Raw genomic sequence first — 17,095 nt, 5'->3', positions numbered from 1 at the left:
TCGGAATTCCGCCAGTCAGGTGCCTGACCTGCTGGCAGGATCGAACCCATGACAGCCATCGCCGCACCGGCCGAGCAGGCACTCTGGCGCGACAACGAGCGGTGCTACCGCGCCGTCGCCTCGCGCGACGCCCGCTTCGACGGCCAGTTCATCACGGCCGTGCGCACCACCGGCATCTACTGCCGGCCGTCCTGCCCGGCGCTCACCCCGCGGCAGGAGAACGTGCGGTTCTACCCGACCGCCGCCGCGGCGCAAGCCGCCGGATTCCGCGCCTGCCGCCGCTGCCTGCCGGATGCCGTGCCCGGCTCACCGGAGTGGAACGTGCGCGCCGACCTCGCCGCACGGGCCATGAGGCTGATCGCCGACGGGGTCGTCGAGCGCGAGGGCGTGCCCGGCCTGGCCCGCCGCCTCGGCTACTCCGAGCGGCAGCTCGGCCGGGTCCTCACCACCGAGCTCGGCGCGGGACCGCTGGCACTGGCCCGCGCGCACCGGGCCCACTCGGCGCGGCTGCTCATCGAGCTGTCCGAGCTGCCGCTGGCCGACGTCGCGTTCGCGGCCGGCTTCGCCAGCGTCCGGCAGTTCAACGACACCATCCGCGAGGTCTTCGCCCGCACTCCGTCGCAGCTGCGCACGGCCGCGGCCGCGGCACGCCGCCGCGCAGGTGCCGCCGAGCCCGAAGCGGGCACGGCCGGGACCCGGCTGTCCCTGCGACTGCCGTTCCGCCCGCCGTTCGACGCCGCCGGACTCCTCGGCTTCTTCGCCGCCCGGGCCGTGCCCGGCGTGGAGTCCGTCGACGAGCACAGCTACGCCCGCACCCTCCGGCTCCCGCACGGCGCCGCGACGGTGACGCTGACGCCACAGGACGGGCACGTGCGCTGCGACCTGCGGCTCGCCGACGTCCGCGACCTCGGCGCGGCCGTCACCCGGGCCCGGCGTCTGCTGGACCTGGACGCCGACCCCGAGGCCGTCGCGCGCGTGCTCGCCAGCGATCCGGCTCTGGCCCCGGCGGTCGCCGCGACCCCGGGCATCCGCGTCCCCGGCGCCGCCGACGGTTTCGAGCTGGTGCTACGCGCCATGCTCGGCCAGCAGGTCTCGGTCGCCGCCGCGCGCACCGCCGCCGGCCGCCTCACCGCGGCGCTCGGCGAACCGGTCCCGTGGCAGCAAGACCTCCTGCTGTTCCCCACCGCCGAGGCGGTGGCCGAGCGTGGCCACGAGGTGCTGCGCGGCCCGAAGCGCCGGATCGACGCGATCCTCGGCGCCGCCGCCGCACTCGCCTCCGGTGAGGTCGACGTGCACGTCGGACGCGATCCCGCCGAACTGCGAGCCGAACTCCTCGCCCTCACCGGCATCGGCCCGTGGACCGCCGACTACGTGCTGATGCGCGTCCTCGGCGCTCCCGACGTGCTGCTCACCGGCGACCTCGTCCTCCGCAAGGGCGCGGCCGCCCTCGGCATCGCCGACGACATCCCCGCACTCAACGAACGCGCACAGGCGTGGCGGCCCTGGCGGTCCTACGCCGGCATGTACCTGTGGCGCTCCAGCCAAGCCTGAACCCCGTCAAGGAGAACCGACATGAGCATCGCCCACTGGTCCACGACCGACACCCGGATCGGACCGTTCACCGCCATCGTCGCGAGCGACGGCGCCGTCCTGGCCTCCGGCTGGACCGCCGACCTCGGCGAACTGACTCCCCAGATCTCCCCCTCACTGCGCCCGTCCGACCTTCGCGAGAAGCGCGACCTCGGTGCGGTCAGCACCGCGGTCCGCCGCTACCACGACGGTGAACTGGACGCGATCGACGACATTCCCGTGCGCCAGCGGTCCGGCGAGTTCCTGCAGCACGCGTGGGACGTGCTGCGCACGGTGCCCGCCGGCAAGCCGGTCACCTACACCGAGTACGCCGCCCTCGCCGGCCGACCCGCCGCCATCCGCGCCGCGGCCTCGGCCTGCGCCCGCAACGCCGCGGCGCTGTTCGTGCCCTGCCACCGGGTGCTCCGCATCGGTGGCGCGCTGGGCGGCTTCCGCTGGGGAGTCGACGTCAAGCGCTGGCTGCTCGACCACGAAACCCCGTACCGCTCCTGAAGTTCACGCCATCTGCAGCTCCAAACTCGACCCGGTGCGGGACTTGCGCACCCGCAACTGGGTCGGGATCCGCTGCCGCAGCTCCTCCACGTGGGACACCAGGCCGACCACCCGGCCACCGGCCCGCAGCTCGTCGAGGATGTTCATCACCACGTCGAGGGTTTCGGAGTCGAGCGTCCCGAAACCCTCGTCGACGAACAACGTGTCCAGCAGCGAGCCGCCGGTCTCCGCCGCGACCACGTCGGCCAGCCCGAGGGCCAGCGACAGTGACGCGAGGAACGACTCCCCGCCGGACAGCGTCTTCGCCGGACGGACCGTGCCGGAGAAGTCGTCCAGCACGTCCAGTCCCAGGCCACCCCTCGTGCCGTGCGATCCGGCCGCATCGGAGTGCACGAACGAGTAGCGGCCCTGGCTCATCGTCTGCAACCGCGCCGTCGCGGCGATGGCCACCTCTTCCAGCCGGGCCGCCAGCACGTACGACCGCAGCGACATCTTCCGCGCGTTCTGCCCGCGCCCGTTGACCACGTCGGTCAGCGCGTCGAGCTCGGCGAACTCCTCTTCCAGCGGCCGCAGCCGCTCGGTGGCGGCCGCCAGCCGCTCGGCCAGCGTGCCCAGCGCATCGGCTTGGGCCGTCGCCGACCGCAGGACCGCGACCGCAGCCTCGGCCCGTTCCCGCGCCGCCTGTGCCTTCGCCCTGGCCGACTCGACGTCCACCTCGTCGTCCGGCCCGACCCCGAACAGCTCGGGCTCGTTCAGCGTGGCCCGCGCCGCCGCCTCCGCCGCACGGGCATCGGCCAGTCGCTTCTCCAGATCACGGACCGTCGCCTCGTCACGCGCGGCGGCCCGCATCTCCTCCACGGTCTCGAAACCGGCCCGCCACAGCGCTTCCCGGACCTCGGCGCGCTGACGCTCGAGCTGTTCGGCGGCGCTAGCGGCCGCGGACCGCGCCTCGGCCAGGGCGTCCAGCGCCCGCACGATCCCCGTCAGGTGCGCGCGGCGGGCGGCGACGTCGGGGTGGTCACCGCGCGCCTCCTCCAGGCGCCGGGCGCGTTCGGCGACGCGCTCGGTCAGCGCCCGGTGCTGGGTCTCGGCGGCCGTGGCCGCCTGCAGTTCGGCCGCACGCTTCGCTTCCAGCTCCCGTTGCTCGGTCTCGGCTGCCTGCACCTGCTTCGCGAGCGGCGCCCGCTGTTGTGCCAGCGCGTCGAGCCCGGCGATCTCCCTGCGCAGCAAGGAAAGTTCCTCGGTCACCTGCGCGCCGTCCCGGCCCCGCAGACGCTCACGCAGCGCCGCGAGCTTCGTTTCGGCGTCGTGCTTGGCCGCCTCCGCCGACTTGCGGCGCCGCTCCGCCCGGCTCTCCGCCTCTTCCGCCGCCTGCTCCTGCTCCGGTGAAACGGCCTCCGGCGCGGCCATGGCCGGAGCCGGGTGATCGGAGGAACCACACACCGGGCACGGCGAGCCGGACGTCAACCGGGACGCCAGCTCGGCCGCCATGCCGTCGAGCCGCCACCTCCGCAGCTCGAGGAACCGTTCACGCGCCTCCTGGTGCTGGTCGATGGCCTCCCGGGCCGCCGCTCCGGCATCCGCCAAGGCGCGCTCGGCCGCGGGCAGGCGTTCTGCATCCCGGACCGCGGCGACCAGTTCGGACTCGCGCTTGCGGACCTCACCGAGCTTCGCCTCGGCGTCGATCGCGACGTCGAGGCGCTCCCGCAGGTCTCGCACACGCTCCGGGATGCCCGCCAGCTTCTCCCCGAGCACCTGCACGCGTGCCCTGGCCTCGCTTGCTGCCTCGGCGTGGCGCTCGATGTCCCGTTGATCGCGCACCTGCTGCTCGGCCTCGGCCACCAGCCCGGCGAGCGCACCGGCCTCCTCGCGCAGCTTCCCGGACAGCTTGCGCAAGTCCGCGGTATCCGCTTGCACGTCCGTGAATCCGGTCGCCGCGAGGGCTGCTGCCTTGCGCTCCTCGGCCTCGCGGGCTTCGTCCAGCTGCGCCGCGCACCGGTCCGCCTGTGCCGCGACACCCACCACCGCCGCCGCCCGCCTCGCCGCCTCGAGCTCGGCAGCCCAGCGCGTCCGTTCCTCTTCCTGCTCGGCCAATGCCGCGAGCCGCCGGTGCGCCTCCCGGACCCGGCGGACGCGTTCCGCCGCCGACAGCCGCTCGGCCAGCAGCTCATCAGCCGATTCGCGTGCCGCCCTTGCGCGTTTCTCGTCGTCGCGGGCCTGCTCCACGCTGGACCGGATCCGCTCGCCGGTGCGCGCGACCCAGCCCGCGACGTCCTCTTCTGGCACGTCCTCCCCGGCCACCTGGGCGAACCGCGCCGTCCACTCGCGCAGTTCCTGGCGCTGCTGGTCGAGTTCGCGCCGCCGGTCCGCCCGCCGCTCCCGGAACCAGCCCTCGACCTCGGCGAACCGCTTGGTGCCGAAGAGCCTCTCCAGCAGCTTCTCGCGCTCGTCGGTGTCCGCGCGCAGGAACCTGGCGAACTCGCCCTGCGGCAGGAGCACGACCTGGAAGAACTGCTCGGCGCTCATCCCGAGCAGACGCTGGACCGTGCGGCCGACCTCGTCGATCCGCGTCAGGCCCTCCGGGGGCTGGCCGGCGGGCGGCGGACCGACCCACCGGAGCACCGCCTTCGCCTGCTGCGTCGTCGTTCCCTCGCCGCGCCGTTTCGGACGCTGGTACTCGGGGCTGCGTTGCAACCGCAGCCGCTGCCCCTGCACGGTCAGTTCGAGCACGACCTCGGTCGGCTCGTCCGGATCCGCCAGGTCGCAGCGCAGGCGCTTGACCTGACCGCGCGCGCCGGGAACCGTGCCGAACAACGCGAACGCCACCGCGTCCAGCAGCGTCGTCTTGCCCGCGCCGGTGTCCCCGTGCAGCAGGAAGAGCCCGTCGGCGCCGAGCGCGTCGAAGTCGACGACCTCGCGGGACCGGTACGGTCCGAAGGCCGCCACCTCCAGCCGGTGCAGTCTCATGCCGCGTCCTCCCTGTCCGCCTTCTCCAGGGCCGTCCGCAGCAGCGCGGCCTCACGCTCGTTCGGCGGCGCGCCACGGCAGTCGTCGAGGAAACCGTGCGCGATCTCCTCGTCGGACCGGCCCCGCACCGCCGCGGCGTACCGCAACGCCGCGGACGTCTTCCCGTTCTCCGGCTGCCACTCCAGGTGCACGGCGTGGGGGAACCGCTCCCGCAGCAACCGCATCGCGTCCACCGGACGGACGGCGTCGGTGAGCGTGACCGACAGGTAGCACTCGATCAGCTCGTCGTGTGCCGGGTCGGCGAGCAGGTCCGCGAGCCTGCCGGTGATCTTCGCGAGCCGGCGCGGAACCGGCAGCTCGTGCCGCCGCACGCCGGTCAGGCCGGACGCGTCGAGGTCCACGATCCACACCGATTTCCGTTGCTGCGCCTCGGAGAACGAGTAGGCGACCGGGCTGCCCGAGTAACGCAGGTGCTCGGCGAGCGTCTGCGGGCCGTGCAGGTGTCCCAACGCGACGTAGTCCGCGCCGTCGAAGACCGTGCCGGGAACTTGTTCCACACCGCCGATCGCGATGGACCGCTCCGATTCGGTGGGCGCGCCGCCGGTCACGAACGCGTGTGCGAGGACGACCGAGCGGGTTCCCGGCGCACGGTTCGCGAGATCGGCGCGGATGCGGCGCATCGCCTCGGTGAGCACGCCCGTGTGCCCGCGCGCGCCCGTCACGCCGAGGGCGTGCCGCGCCGGTTCCGGCTCCAGGTAAGGGATGCCGTATATCGCGACCGGCCCGTGGTCGTCGTCGAGCAGGACCGGATCGGCGATCCGGTCGATCGTCGTCCGCAGGTGCAGACCGCCCGCGGCGGCGAACTCGCCGAACGCGCCCAGCCTCGGGGCCGAGTCGTGGTTGCCGGAGGTCAGGACGATGTGCGCGCCGGCGTGCCGGAGGCGGCTCAGGGCGCGGTTGGCGACCTGCACCGCCTCGGCGGACGGCACGGCGCGGTCGTAGATGTCGCCCGACACGAGGACGACGTCCACCCCCTCGGCGGCCACCACGTCCGCGAGGTGCCCGAGCACGGCGTCCTGCTCGGCGAGCAGGTCCAGCCCGTGGAAGGTGCGTCCGACGTGCCAGTCGGAGGTGTGCAGGAGTCTCACGTGGCCCAAGTTAGGAGGGGGGTCCGACAGAATCCCGCAGACACACCGCGATCCTTCACCCGAACGTGTGTTCGGAGTGGATCCGCGCGGGCGGGCCCCGTTTTTGTCGGTGCCCTCCGTCATGATGCGGTCACGTTCTCGACGATCAAGAAAGGAGGGCGGCAGTGGCCTCCACCGTGATCAGCACGGCAGCCGTCGCGATCGCTTTGGTCCTGGTCGTGGCGGTCGCCCTGCTGTGGCGGCTCTACGGCGACAGCATGCGCCGCGCGGACGCGGCGGCGCGGCAGGTCGAAGCCGAGCGGTCACGCGTGGATCAGCAGCAGGCCGCGTTGCGCAGGTACGAAGTGGCCTTCGCCTCGATCACCGGCAGGGGCGAGCTGGGCGAGCAGGTACTGGCGGAGACCGCGCGGGCACTGGGGTTGCGCGAGGGGCTGCACTACACGCTGCAGACGGACCTGGGTGGTGGTGGATCGGCCAAACCCGACATGGTGCTGCGGGTTGGTGGCGACCGGGCCGTGCCGGTCGACGCGAAGGCGAGCCTGGCCTGCTGGGCGGAAGCGGTCGAGACCGACGATCCGGACGAGCGGATGGACGCGTTGCGGGTCCACGTCCGCAACCTCCGCTCCCGGGCGGCCGAGCTCGCGGGCAAGGGGTACCAGCGCTGGGCCGACGCGATCTACGGCACGGTGATGTTCGTGCCGTCCGACGCGGCCGTGGTGGCGGCGCTGGACACCGATCCCGAACTGCTGCGCTGGATGCTCGACCGGCGGGTGTTCCTGTGCGGACCGACCGGGTTCGCGGTGGTGGCGTCGGCCGCGCTGTTCGCCGCGAGCGACCGGGCAGTGGTGGACGACATCGAGCGGGTGCGCGCCGGCGCGGCGGCCGCGCACCGGGCGGCAGGCAACGCGGTCGAGGCCCTCAACCTCAGCAGCACCCACCTGCAGCGGTTCCTGTCGGCGCGGCGGCGGGAGATGGAGGCGCTCGAAGGGTTCCGGGCAGCCGTGGCGCCACTGTCGGACGCGGCCGCCAGCCCGACCGAGGTGGCACCCATCCGAAGGGGGGACGAGATAGCCGCGAGCTAGCGAAAAATTCGCGTTACCGGCACGTTGCCAACACGGCCGGACGAGCCGAAACCCCTGATCACGACGGGGGCCCGCGGGGCCGCGCCAGTGGTCTGAACCGCATCCTCGGCGGGATGGGGAGCCAGTGGGGTCGGCTACAGGTTACGGTGTTGCCTCGTGACCGCCATTCCCGATCGCCGGAGCGATTCCGACGCCGACGACATCCCCGTGCCGTGGGATCAGCGTCCCATCGTCGGTGAACGCCGGGGCCTGCCGTGGTGGGGTGCCGTGCTCCTCGCTTTCGGGCTGGCGGTGATCGGCGCGGTCGTCGACATGCAGACGCAGAACAAGCTCGGCTGGCTGTTCCAGGGCGCGTACTTCGTCGGCGCCGTGGGCGCGGTGTGCGGCGTGCAGCGGCGCAGCCTGTTCGGGCCGATGGTGCAGCCCCCGCTGATCCTGGGGATCACCGTGCCCGGGGTCGTGCTGCTGGTCTCCGGGTTGCCGGACAACAGCGACATGCTGACGAAGGTGCTGGCGGTCGGCACGCCGCTGATCAACGGCTTCCCGACGATGGCGATCACGACGGGCTGCACCCTGGTGCTGGGCATCGTCCGGATCTACCGGGAGCGCAACCCGGACGCGAAGGCGAAGGCCGGCGACGGCAAGCGGCCCACGGACCCCAAGCGTCCCGGCGGCGAGGCTCGCGGCGGTGCGGCGCGGGGTGAAGCGCCGCGTCGGCGCCGTCCGGCGGAGGACCATGCCGGCGCGGAGGACCGTCCGGGCGGTGACGGTGCTGCTGCGGGTGCGGTCGCTGCCGGACGTGGTGCGGCGGGGCGACGTCCCGGACGCCGCCCGGTCGACGACGATCCGCGTCGCGCCGCGGACGAGGCGCCTCGGCGCGGTCGTCGCGGGGCGGACGGTGGCGCGCGGCGTCCGGCTGGGGACGACCCACGCCGGGACCCGGGTCTCCGGGACGACCCGCGGCGCGAAGCCCGCGGCGGCAAGACGCCGCCCCCGGGACGGCGCCCGCGGCAGCGCGGCGTGCCCCCGGAGGAAGCCGACCGCCGCGGCGGTGAACCACGCGCCGGCGGTCCGGCTGCCGACCGCCCCCGCCGGGTCCCCCCACGAGGCGGCGACCCACGCCTGGACCCGCGCCGAGCCCCCGAAGGCCGCCGCGGAAACACCCCACGCCGCCGCCCCTGGGACGACGACGCCTGAGAGTGCGGTCTGCCTGCGCTGGAACCAGGACGCCTGAGCGGGCGGTCTGCCAGCTGCGGCAGCAGGACGCCTGAGCGGGCGATCTGCGGCAGCCGGACGCCTGAGCGGGTGGTCCGCCAGCTGCGGCAGCAGGACGGGCTCAAGACAGCCACGCCCGAGATCGCAATGTGCCGACTGCCCCAGCGGGCCGGGCTTCAGCGAAGCCGGCGTGCTGGCGTTGAGGCGAGCGCGCCGGGCTCCGGTCGGGACGAGCGCCTGGGCCGTGGAGCGGACGGACGCCGAGGCTGCGGCGAGGACAAGCGCGGGCTGCAGCGGGATTGGCGTCGGGGCTGTGGAGCCGGTGCCCCAGCGCTGTGAAGTCAGTACCGGAGCAACCGGTGCGCAGAGTTCGGCCAGACGCAGCGCGCCGAGCTGGGCAGGGTCCTAGCCGCCTTCAACAACCGCAGCAGGGTCCTAGCCGCCTTCAACAACCGCGGCGGTTCAGGTCTGAGGGCACAGGGCAAGAGGCAGTTCTGGGACAGAGGTTGTCTCGGAACCGGCCAACCGCCCCGCCGAATCCGACCGGCACCAAACCCCGCGCGGTCAGACGCTTCGCAGCTCGCGGGGCAGCGCGAATGCGATCTTCTCGTTCGCGGTCGTCACTTCCTGCACCTCACCCCAACCGCGTTCGGACAGCCACGCCAGCAGGTCCATCACGAGCACGTCCGGCACCGACGCACCGCTCGTCACGCCGACCGTCGTCACGCCCTCCAGCCACTTCTCGTCGACCTCGCGGGCGAAGTCGATCAGGTGCGCGTCCCTCGCGCCGGCCTGCTTGGCGACCTCCACGAGGCGCTGGGAGTTCGACGAGTTCTTCGACCCGACGACCAGCACGAGGTCACACTCCGGCGCCATCGCCTTCACCGCCGTCTGGCGGTTGGACGTCGCATAGCAAATGTCGTCGCTGGGCGGGTCCGCCAGGTTCGGGAAGCGGCCCTTGAGCTGGTCGACGCGCTCCATCGTCTCGTCGACGCTGAGCGTGGTCTGCGACAGCCACACGACCTTCGACGGGTCCCGCACCTCGACCTTCGCCGCGTCCTCGGCCGTGTCCACCAGCTGCACGTGCGTCGGCGCCTCACCGGCGGTGCCCTCGACCTCCTCGTGGCCCTCGTGGCCGATCAGCAGGATGTCGTAGTCCTCACGCGCGAACCGGTTGACCTCCTTGTGCACCTTCGTCACCAACGGGCACGTCGCGTCGATGGTGCGCAGGTTGCGCTCCTCCGCCTCCGCCCGCACGGCCGGCGACACCCCGTGCGCCGAGAACACGACGAGCTCCCCCTCGGGCACCTCGGACGTCTCCTCGACGAAGATGACCCCACGCTCGCGCAGCGACTCGACCACGTGCCGGTTGTGCACGATCTCCTTGCGCACGTACACCGGGGGCCCGTACAGCTCCAAGGCCTTCTCCACGGCGACCACGGCGCGGTCGACGCCGGCGCAGTAGCCACGCGGCTTGGCCAGCAACACACGCTTGACGGGCTCGGAGACAGCAGTCATACGTCCAGGGTACGGGCCGCCCGGCAGGCGAACCCCGCCCCCACCGGGCACCCCTCGCCCGAATTCTGTGCATCCCGTCACGTCGCCACGCCGCACCGGTTGGGCTGAACCGCCAAGGTGCGGCACGCTGTACCCATGAAGCCACTCCCGCTTCCCCTCCGCGTCGCGGCGGGCCTGGCCGTCACCGCCGCCGAACGGGCCCGCGACCTGCCGAAAACCCTGCTCGGCCTGCCGGTCACGGTGATCTCCGGCGTGCTCCAGTTCTCCATGCGGATGCAGCAGCACGTCACCGAGCTGGCCATCCGCGGTGACGACGCCCTCGCCTCGCTGCGCCCCGTCGAGGACGCCCCGAGCTGGGCCACCTTCGACGAGGACCTGCCCGCCGACCAGCCTGCCGAACAGCCGCGCCCGGACCGCAACGGCCACCGCCCGGACGCGGTGCTCGCCGAGGTCGGCGACAGCCCCTGGGAGCAGGAGGAACGCGCGCTGGGCGAGGAGCACGTCGAGGGCGAGTTCGACAGCCCGGCCGGCACCGGCGAAGGCCCGCTCGACCTGGCCAACTACGACGAGCTCACCCTGCCCCAGCTGCGCGCTCGCCTGCGCCGCTTCTCCCTCGAAGAACTCGAAGAGCTGCTGGAGTACGAGCGCGCCCACGAGAACCGCGCGCAGTTCGTCGGCATGCTGGCCCGTCGCATCACCAACGTGCAGCGCGCCAACGCCACCGGGGACACCGAGGCGGAGTGAGCGCCGAACCCACCTCCGCCGAGAACCCGTGGCCGGTCCGCACCGTCGCGCGCAAGATCGCCGAGTGGATCAACCGGCTCGGCTCGGTCTGGGTCGAGGGCCAGGTCACCCAGATCAACGCCCGCCCCGGCACCCAGACCGCGTTCCTCACCCTGCGCGACCCGGCCGCCGACGTCTCCATGACCGTCACCTGCCCGACCGGCCTGCTGCGCGGCATCGAACCGCCGCTGCGGGACGGCGCCAGCGTGGTCGTCTACGCCAAACCGACCTTCTACCTGGGCCGCGGCACGATCTCGCTGCGGGCGACCGAGATCCGCGCGGTCGGCATCGGTGAGCTGCTCGCCCGCATCGAACGGCTGCGCCGCCTCCTGGCCGCCGAGGGCCTGTTCGCCAAGGAACGCAAGCGCCGCCTCCCGTTCCTGCCCAAGGGCATCGGCCTGATCACCGGCCGCGCGTCGGCGGCGGAGCGGGACGTGCTGGTCAACGCGCACGCCCGGTGGCCCGCCGCGCCGTTCCAGGTGGTCAACACCGCCGTGCAGGGCGTGCAGGCGGTGCCGCAGATCGTCAAGGCGCTGAAGATGCTCGACGCCGACCCGTCCGTCGAGGTCATCGTCATCGCGCGGGGCGGCGGCAGCGTCGAGGACCTGCTGCCGTTCTCCGACGAGACCCTGTGCCGCGCCGTCGCCGCCGCGCGGACCCCGGTGGTCAGCGCCATCGGCCACGAACCGGACACGCCCCTGCTCGACCACGTCGCCGACGTGCGCTGCTCCACCCCGACCGACGCGGGCAAGCGCGTCGTGCCGGACGTCAAGGAGGAGACCGAGCGGGTCCGGCAGATGCGCGACCGGGCCCGCCGCGCGCTGCACGGCTGGGTGGACACCCAGTGCCGCCTGCTCGACCAGCTGCGCAGCCGCCCCGTGCTGGCCGATCCGCTCGGCCCGATCAACCGGCGTGCAGACGAGATCGAGCTGCACCGGGAACGCGGCCGCCGCGCGGTGCTCAACCTGGTCTCGCACGAGCAGGCCGCCATCTCCGGCGCGCGCGGCAAGCTGACCGCGCTCGGACCGGCCGCGACCCTCGAACGCGGGTACGCGGTCGTGCAATACCGGGACGACGCAGGCAACCTCCAGGTGCTCCGGCACATCTCTGAAGTAGCGGACGGAACTCCGCTGCGCGTGCGCGTCGTCGACGGAGCGGTGCACGCGGTCGCGAAATCCACCGAACCTGGGGAGTAGGAAGTGCTGCGTTCCGCTCGGGCAACGTTCCTCCCGCTCACCACGGACGCCGCGGCCCGGGCCGGGGCGCAGGCCGTTCTCGACCGGGCAGGCGCCGCCGAGGCCGCGGCCGGCGCCTGCTGGGCGTCGCTGCTGGCGGGGTGCGCCGTGCCGGGCCGCTGGGACCTGGACGCGCGCCTGCGGCAGCTGTCGGAAGCGACCTCGGCCTTCGTGGGCGTGAAGTGGTGGTTCAACGAGGGCGCGCCGCACCGCAGGCGGGTCGCGCAGGCGCAGGGGTCCATCGAACTGGCGATCACCGAGGGTGACGGCCAGGAGTTCGCCACGGCCTTCGCCGGTTACGACCACGCGATGGCGAGCGCGGTAGTGTGCGCTCGTCGACCCGCGAGGAGCACAACCCGGTGACCGAAGAACTCGGCTATGAACAGGCCCGCGACCAGCTGATCGAGGTCGTCCGCGAGCTGGAGGCGGGCGGTCTGTCCCTGGAGCAGTCGCTGGCGCTGTGGGAGAAGGGCGAGCACCTCGCCAAGCTGTGCGAGCGTCATCTGGAAGGCGCGCGCGAGCGGATCGAGGACGCGCTGAAGTCCGTGGAGGACGAAACCGGCGACGAAGGGTGACATTCGCCATCACGACGCTGCCCTGCGAGCCCGCGCGAGTCTGAGAGAATCGTTACCCGCGCCAGCACGACCCTGGAGGGCAGCAATGACCAGCGGCACCCAGTCCCCGAGCTCGACCAGACGCAAGGAAGCGCCGGATCGCAACCTCGCGATGGAACTGGTGCGCGTCACCGAGGCAGCCGCCATGGCGGCAGGCCGCTGGGTCGGCAAGGGCGACAAGAACGCGGGCGACGGCGCGGCCGTCGACGCGATGCGCCAGCTCATCTCGACCGTGTCGATGCGCGGTGTCGTCGTCATCGGCGAGGGCGAGAAGGACGAAGCCCCGATGCTCTACAACGGCGAAGAGGTGGGCAACGGGGACGGCCCGGCCTGCGACGTCGCCGTGGACCCGATCGACGGCACGACCCTGATGTCCAAGGGCATGCCGAACGCGCTGGCCGTGCTCGCGGTCGCCGAGCGCGGCGCGATGTTCGACCCGTCGGCGGTCTTCTACATGGAGAAGCTGGCCGTCGGCCCGGAGGCCGCGGGCGTGGTGGACCTGTCCGCGCCGGTCGCGGAGAACATCCGCCGGGTCGCGAAGGCCAAGCACACCGAGGTCTCCGACGTGACGGTGTGCATCCTGGACCGCCCGCGGCACGAGCAGCTGGTGAAGGAGGTCCGCGAGGCGGGCGCCCGGATCCGGTTCATCTCCGACGGTGACGTCGCGGGAGCGATCGCCGCCGCCCGTCCGACCACCGGTGTCGACATGCTGTTCGGCATCGGCGGCACGCCGGAGGGCATCATCACCGCCTGCGCGATGAAGTGCCTCGGCGGCGAGCTGCAGGGGCGGCTGTGGCCGAAGGACGACGCCGAGCGCGAGAAGGCGATCGGCGCCGGGCACGACCTCGACCGCGTGCTCACCACCGACGACCTGGTGCGTGGCGACAACGTGTTCTTCTGCGCGACCGGCGTGACCGACGGCGACCTGCTGCGCGGGGTGCACTACCGCTCCGGCGGCGCGACGACCCAGTCGATCGTGATGCGTTCCAAGTCCGGCACGGTGCGGCTGATCGACGGCTACCACCGCCTGACCAAGCTCCGCGCGTACTCCTCCGTCGACTTCGACGGTGTCCTGACCGATGCCCCCGACGACGATGTGGTGCCACCGCTGCCGTGAAACGCCTCCTGCTGATCGCCGCCGCCTGCCTGCTCGCCGTCACCGGGGCGGTGCAGTCGGCGGCGGCCCGGCCGGACCTGGTCGGCGGCGTGTCCGCCGACCAGACCTACTCCTTCGTCGCGTCGCTGCAGACCACCGCGGGCAGGCACTTCTGCGGCGCGTCCCTGATCTCCCCGCAGTGGTTGCTGACGGCGGCGCACTGCGTCCACGACCAGCCCGCGGACACCTTCACCGCCCGGATCGGCAGCAACGACCGCACGCAGGGCGGTGAGGTCGCGAAACCGGACCGGGTCATCACCCACCCGAACTACAACCCGAGCGGGCCGGGCGGGGACATCGCCCTGGTCCACCTGGCCGGCCCGGTGCAGGCCGCGCCGGTCGGGCTCGGCACATCGGCCGCGGTGGGCACGTCGGTGCGGCTGCTCGGCTGGGGCCAGCTCTGCCCGACCCCGGGTTGCGGCGCCGCGCCGATCGACCTCCAGCAGCTGGACACGACGCTCGTCGACGCGGCCCGTTGCGCGACCATCGACCCGGCGACCGAGCTGTGCACCGACTCACCGGGCGGGACGGCCGGCGCGTGCTACGGCGATTCCGGCGGGCCGGAGCTGGTGCGGGCCGGTGACCGGTGGCTGCTGCTGGGCCTGACCAGCCGCTCCGGCAACAACGATCCGGCCTGCACGACAGCGCCGTCGATCTACACCTCGGCGCTGGCGTACACGCAGTGGATCACCGAGCAGACCGCGCCACCACCGCCCCCGGCCCCTGCGCCCAGCCCGACGCCGACCCCGGCGCCGGCTCCCACGCCCTCCCCCAGCCCGACGACGACCTCCACGCCACCGCCGCCCGCCTGACTCACAGGTTGCTGGAGTGCCCCGGGAACAGGTGCGCTTCCGGGTCGAGGGTGACGGCGATGTTGTTGATCGCGGTCGCGGCCTCGCCGAACCCGGTGGCGATCAGCTTGACCTTGCCCGGGTAGGCGGCCACGTCACCGGCCGCGAAAACCCGTTCCACGCCGGTCGCCATGGTCGAGTCGACCCGGATGGCGCGCTGGTGGATGTCCAGCCCCCAGTTCTCGATGGGCCCGAGGTCGGCGGTGAACCCGAGCGCGGCCACGACCGCCTGCGCGGGCAGCACCACCGGCTCCTCGCCCTTGACCTGCACCTCGACCTCGGCGAGCGCGCCGTCCGGCCCTTCGCGCAGAGCGGTCACCTCGGCGTCGATGATGATCCGCACCCCCAGCTCGCGGGCCTGCGCGACGATCGACTCCGCCGCCCGGAACCTGGCGCGCCGGTGCACCAGGGTGACACTCGACGCGAGCGGGTGCAGCGCCAGCACCCAGTCGAACGCCGAGTCGCCGCCACCGACGACCACGACGTCCTGCCCCGCGTGCGCGTCCAGCGAGGGCACGAAGTGGACCATGCCCCGGCCGAGCCAGCCGTCCCCGGCCGGCAGCGGCCGCGGCGTGAACTCGCCGATTCCCGCGGTGATCAGCACGGCCCTGGCGTGCACGACCTCACCGCCGTCGAGCACCACGTCCAACCCGTCGTCACCGCGGCGCAGCTCCTCGGCCTTGCGCCCGAGCAGGTAGGCCGGGTTCCACGGCGCGGCCTGTTCGACCAGCCCCTTGACCAGGTCGCGACCGCGCACCGCGGGGAACCCGCCGACGTCGTAGATCAGCTTCTCCGGGTACATCGCGGTGACCTGCCCGCCGGCCTCCGGCAGCGAGTCGACGACCGCCGTCGACAACCCGCGGAACCCGGCGTAGTACGCGCCGAACAGGCCGGTCGGGCCCGCACCGACGATCAGGACGTCCACTGACAGAGCCATGGGCCGCCGCCCTTCCGCCGTGATCCAAGTCACCACCGATCTAACCATTCCGGGTGCGCAAACACACGGAGCGAGCGCCCGGCGGAAGGGCCAGACTCGGGTTATGGCTGAACCTGAATACCGGATCGAACACGACACGATGGGCGAGGTGAAGGTGCCCGTCGACGCGCTGTACCGGGCACAGACCCAGCGCGCCGTCGAGAACTTCCCGATCTCCGGCCGGGGCCTCGAGCGCGCCCAGATCCGCGCGCTCGGCCTGCTCAAGGCCGCGGCGGCGCGGGTCAACGCCCGGTTCGGCGTGCTGGAGGGCGACCTGGCGAACGCGATCGCGGCGGCGGCCGACGAGGTGGCCGAGGGCAGGCACGACGCGCACTTCCCCATCGACGTGTTCCAGACCGGGTCCGGGACCTCGTCGAACATGAACGCCAACGAGGTCATCGCGACCCTGGCGAGCCGCGCGCTGGGCAGCGACGTGCACCCGAACGACCACGTCAACGCCTCGCAGTCGTCGAACGACACGTTCCCGACGACGATCCACATCGCCGCCACCGAGGCGGTGCTGACCGACGTGATCCCGGCGCTGAAGCACCTCGCCGAGACCATCGAGGGGCGCGCCGCGGAGTGGCAGGACATCGTCAAGTCCGGCCGCACGCACCTGATGGACGCCGTGCCGATCACGCTGGGCCAGGAGGCCGGGGCGTGGGCGGCGCAGGTCCGGTTCGGCATCGAGCGGCTGGAGTCCGGGCTGGGCAGGCTGGGTGAGCTGCCGATCGGCGGCACCGCGGTCGGGTCCGGGCTGAACGCGCCGGAGGGCTTCGGCGCGGCGGTGGCCGAGGAGCTCGCGAAGGTGACCGGCCTGCCGCTGACCGAGGCGCGCAACCACTTCGAGGCGCAGGCCAGCCAGGACAGCGTGGTCGAGACCTCCGGGCACCTGCGCACGGTCGCGGTGTCCCTGGCCAAGATCGCCAACGACCTGCGCTGGCTCGGCTCCGGTCCGCGCACCGGCCTCGCCGAGCTGCAGCTGCCGGACCTCCAGCCGGGTTCGTCGATCATGCCGGGCAAGGTCAACCCGGTGATCCCGGAGGCGACGCTGCAGGTGGTCGCGCAGGTCATCGGCAACGACGCGGCGGTGACCTACGCCGGTTCGCAGGGCAACTTCCAGCTCAACGTGAACCTGCCGGTCATCGCGCGCAACGTGCTGGAGTCGGCGCGCCTGCTGGCCGCGGTGTCCCGGCTGCTGGCCGACAAGGTGGTCGCCGGGATCACCGTCAACGAGGAGCGCACCAAGGCCTACGCCGAGGGATCGCCGTCGATCGTCACGCCGCTCAACAAGTACATCGGCTACGAAGAGGCGGCCGCGGTCGCGAAGCAGGCGCTCAAGGAGCTCAAGACGATCCGCGAGGTCGTCGTCGAGCGCGGCTACATCGAGCAGGGCAAGCTCACCGAAGCCCAGCTCGACGAGGCCCTCGACGTGCTCCGGATGGCGCGCGGCGGCAAGTGATCGGGT

General features: G+C 72.9%; 15 protein-coding genes. 11 read left to right on the top strand and 4 right to left on the bottom strand.

Annotated features, from left to right (window positions below; translation table 11 throughout):
- Positions 1–48 precede the first annotated feature (48 nt).
- Together ACCP09_RS17900 and ACCP09_RS17895 are read left to right on the top strand one after the other, a co-directional pair.
- Complete coding sequence (locus ACCP09_RS17900) at positions 49–1,551, top strand: AlkA N-terminal domain-containing protein (RefSeq protein ID WP_433748045.1); 1,503 nt, start codon at positions 49–51, stop codon at positions 1,549–1,551.
- Positions 1,552–1,572: 21 nt separating this feature from the next.
- Positions 1,573–2,082 carry a methylated-DNA--[protein]-cysteine S-methyltransferase gene (locus ACCP09_RS17895; RefSeq protein ID WP_378362908.1) on the top strand — a complete coding sequence of 170 codons (510 nt, stop codon included), beginning with the start codon at positions 1,573–1,575 and terminating at the stop codon, positions 2,080–2,082.
- Positions 2,083–2,085: 3 nt separating this feature from the next.
- Here the strand turns inward: ACCP09_RS17895 and ACCP09_RS17890 are convergent, their stop codons facing one another.
- Both ACCP09_RS17890 and ACCP09_RS17885 read right to left on the bottom strand, forming a co-directional pair.
- Positions 2,086–5,049: an AAA family ATPase gene (locus ACCP09_RS17890; RefSeq protein WP_433748042.1), complete on the bottom strand. Its 2,964-nt coding sequence runs from the start codon at positions 5,047–5,049 to the stop codon at positions 2,086–2,088.
- A complete protein-coding gene (locus tag ACCP09_RS17885) occupies positions 5,046–6,197 on the bottom strand; it encodes an exonuclease SbcCD subunit D (RefSeq protein WP_433748039.1) in 1,152 nt (383 codons plus the stop codon). The genes ACCP09_RS17890 and ACCP09_RS17885 overlap by 4 nt, the downstream gene beginning before the upstream one ends.
- A gap of 164 nt (positions 6,198–6,361) precedes the next feature.
- On the opposite strand from ACCP09_RS17885, the gene rmuC reads away from it, so the two are divergent.
- Entirely contained in the window at positions 6,362–7,279 is a 918-nt protein-coding gene (gene rmuC / locus ACCP09_RS17880) for a DNA recombination protein RmuC (RefSeq protein ID WP_020422321.1), read from the top strand.
- 156 nt (positions 7,280–7,435) lie between these two features.
- On the top strand, positions 7,436–8,476 hold the full coding sequence (locus ACCP09_RS17875) for a DUF6542 domain-containing protein (RefSeq protein WP_433748035.1): 1,041 nt from the start codon (positions 7,436–7,438) through the stop codon (positions 8,474–8,476).
- Between the two features lie 582 nt (positions 8,477–9,058).
- On the opposite strand, the gene ACCP09_RS17870 is transcribed toward ACCP09_RS17875, so the two are convergent.
- Entirely contained in the window at positions 9,059–10,012 is a 954-nt protein-coding gene (locus ACCP09_RS17870) for a 4-hydroxy-3-methylbut-2-enyl diphosphate reductase (protein ID WP_400988597.1), read from the bottom strand.
- Between the two features lie 135 nt (positions 10,013–10,147).
- Between ACCP09_RS17870 and ACCP09_RS17865 the strand changes: the two genes are divergently transcribed.
- The 6 genes from ACCP09_RS17865 to ACCP09_RS17840 all read left to right on the top strand — a co-directional run bounded on the left by ACCP09_RS17865 (position 10,148) and on the right by ACCP09_RS17840 (position 14,612).
- Entirely contained in the window at positions 10,148–10,756 is a 609-nt protein-coding gene (locus ACCP09_RS17865) for a lipid droplet-associated protein (RefSeq protein ID WP_027934113.1), read from the top strand.
- Positions 10,753–11,991, top strand: coding sequence for an exodeoxyribonuclease VII large subunit (gene xseA, locus ACCP09_RS17860; protein ID WP_027934112.1), 1,239 nt, complete (start codon positions 10,753–10,755; stop codon positions 11,989–11,991). The genes ACCP09_RS17865 and xseA overlap by 4 nt, the downstream gene beginning before the upstream one ends.
- Before the next feature lie 3 nt (positions 11,992–11,994).
- Complete coding sequence (locus ACCP09_RS17855; protein ID WP_020421453.1) at positions 11,995–12,393, top strand: hypothetical protein; 399 nt, start codon at positions 11,995–11,997, stop codon at positions 12,391–12,393.
- The gene (locus ACCP09_RS17850; protein ID WP_017984779.1) at positions 12,390–12,605 is read left to right on the top strand and encodes an exodeoxyribonuclease VII small subunit; all 216 of its coding nucleotides are present in this window, start codon (positions 12,390–12,392) and stop codon (positions 12,603–12,605) included. The genes ACCP09_RS17855 and ACCP09_RS17850 overlap by 4 nt, the downstream gene beginning before the upstream one ends.
- Before the next feature lie 85 nt (positions 12,606–12,690).
- Positions 12,691–13,761, top strand: coding sequence for a class II fructose-bisphosphatase (gene glpX, locus ACCP09_RS17845; RefSeq protein ID WP_027934110.1), 1,071 nt, complete (start codon positions 12,691–12,693; stop codon positions 13,759–13,761).
- On the top strand, positions 13,758–14,612 hold the full coding sequence (locus tag ACCP09_RS17840; RefSeq protein WP_433748028.1) for a S1 family peptidase: 855 nt from the start codon (positions 13,758–13,760) through the stop codon (positions 14,610–14,612). The genes glpX and ACCP09_RS17840 overlap by 4 nt, the downstream gene beginning before the upstream one ends.
- Before the next feature lies 1 nt (position 14,613).
- Here the strand turns inward: ACCP09_RS17840 and ACCP09_RS17835 are convergent, their stop codons facing one another.
- Positions 14,614–15,588, bottom strand: coding sequence for an NAD(P)/FAD-dependent oxidoreductase (locus ACCP09_RS17835; RefSeq protein ID WP_433748025.1), 975 nt, complete (start codon positions 15,586–15,588; stop codon positions 14,614–14,616).
- Between the two features lie 103 nt (positions 15,589–15,691).
- Between ACCP09_RS17835 and ACCP09_RS17830 the strand changes: the two genes are divergently transcribed.
- A complete protein-coding gene (locus tag ACCP09_RS17830) occupies positions 15,692–17,089 on the top strand; it encodes a class II fumarate hydratase (RefSeq protein ID WP_433748022.1) in 1,398 nt (465 codons plus the stop codon).
- The last annotated feature ends 6 nt before the right edge of the window (positions 17,090–17,095 follow it).

Source organism: Amycolatopsis sp. 3B14 (assembly GCF_050958625.1).
Lineage (GTDB): Bacteria > Actinomycetota > Actinomycetes > Mycobacteriales > Pseudonocardiaceae > Amycolatopsis_E > Amycolatopsis_E thermoflava.
This window is presented reverse-complemented; position numbering and strand designations above follow the sequence as displayed.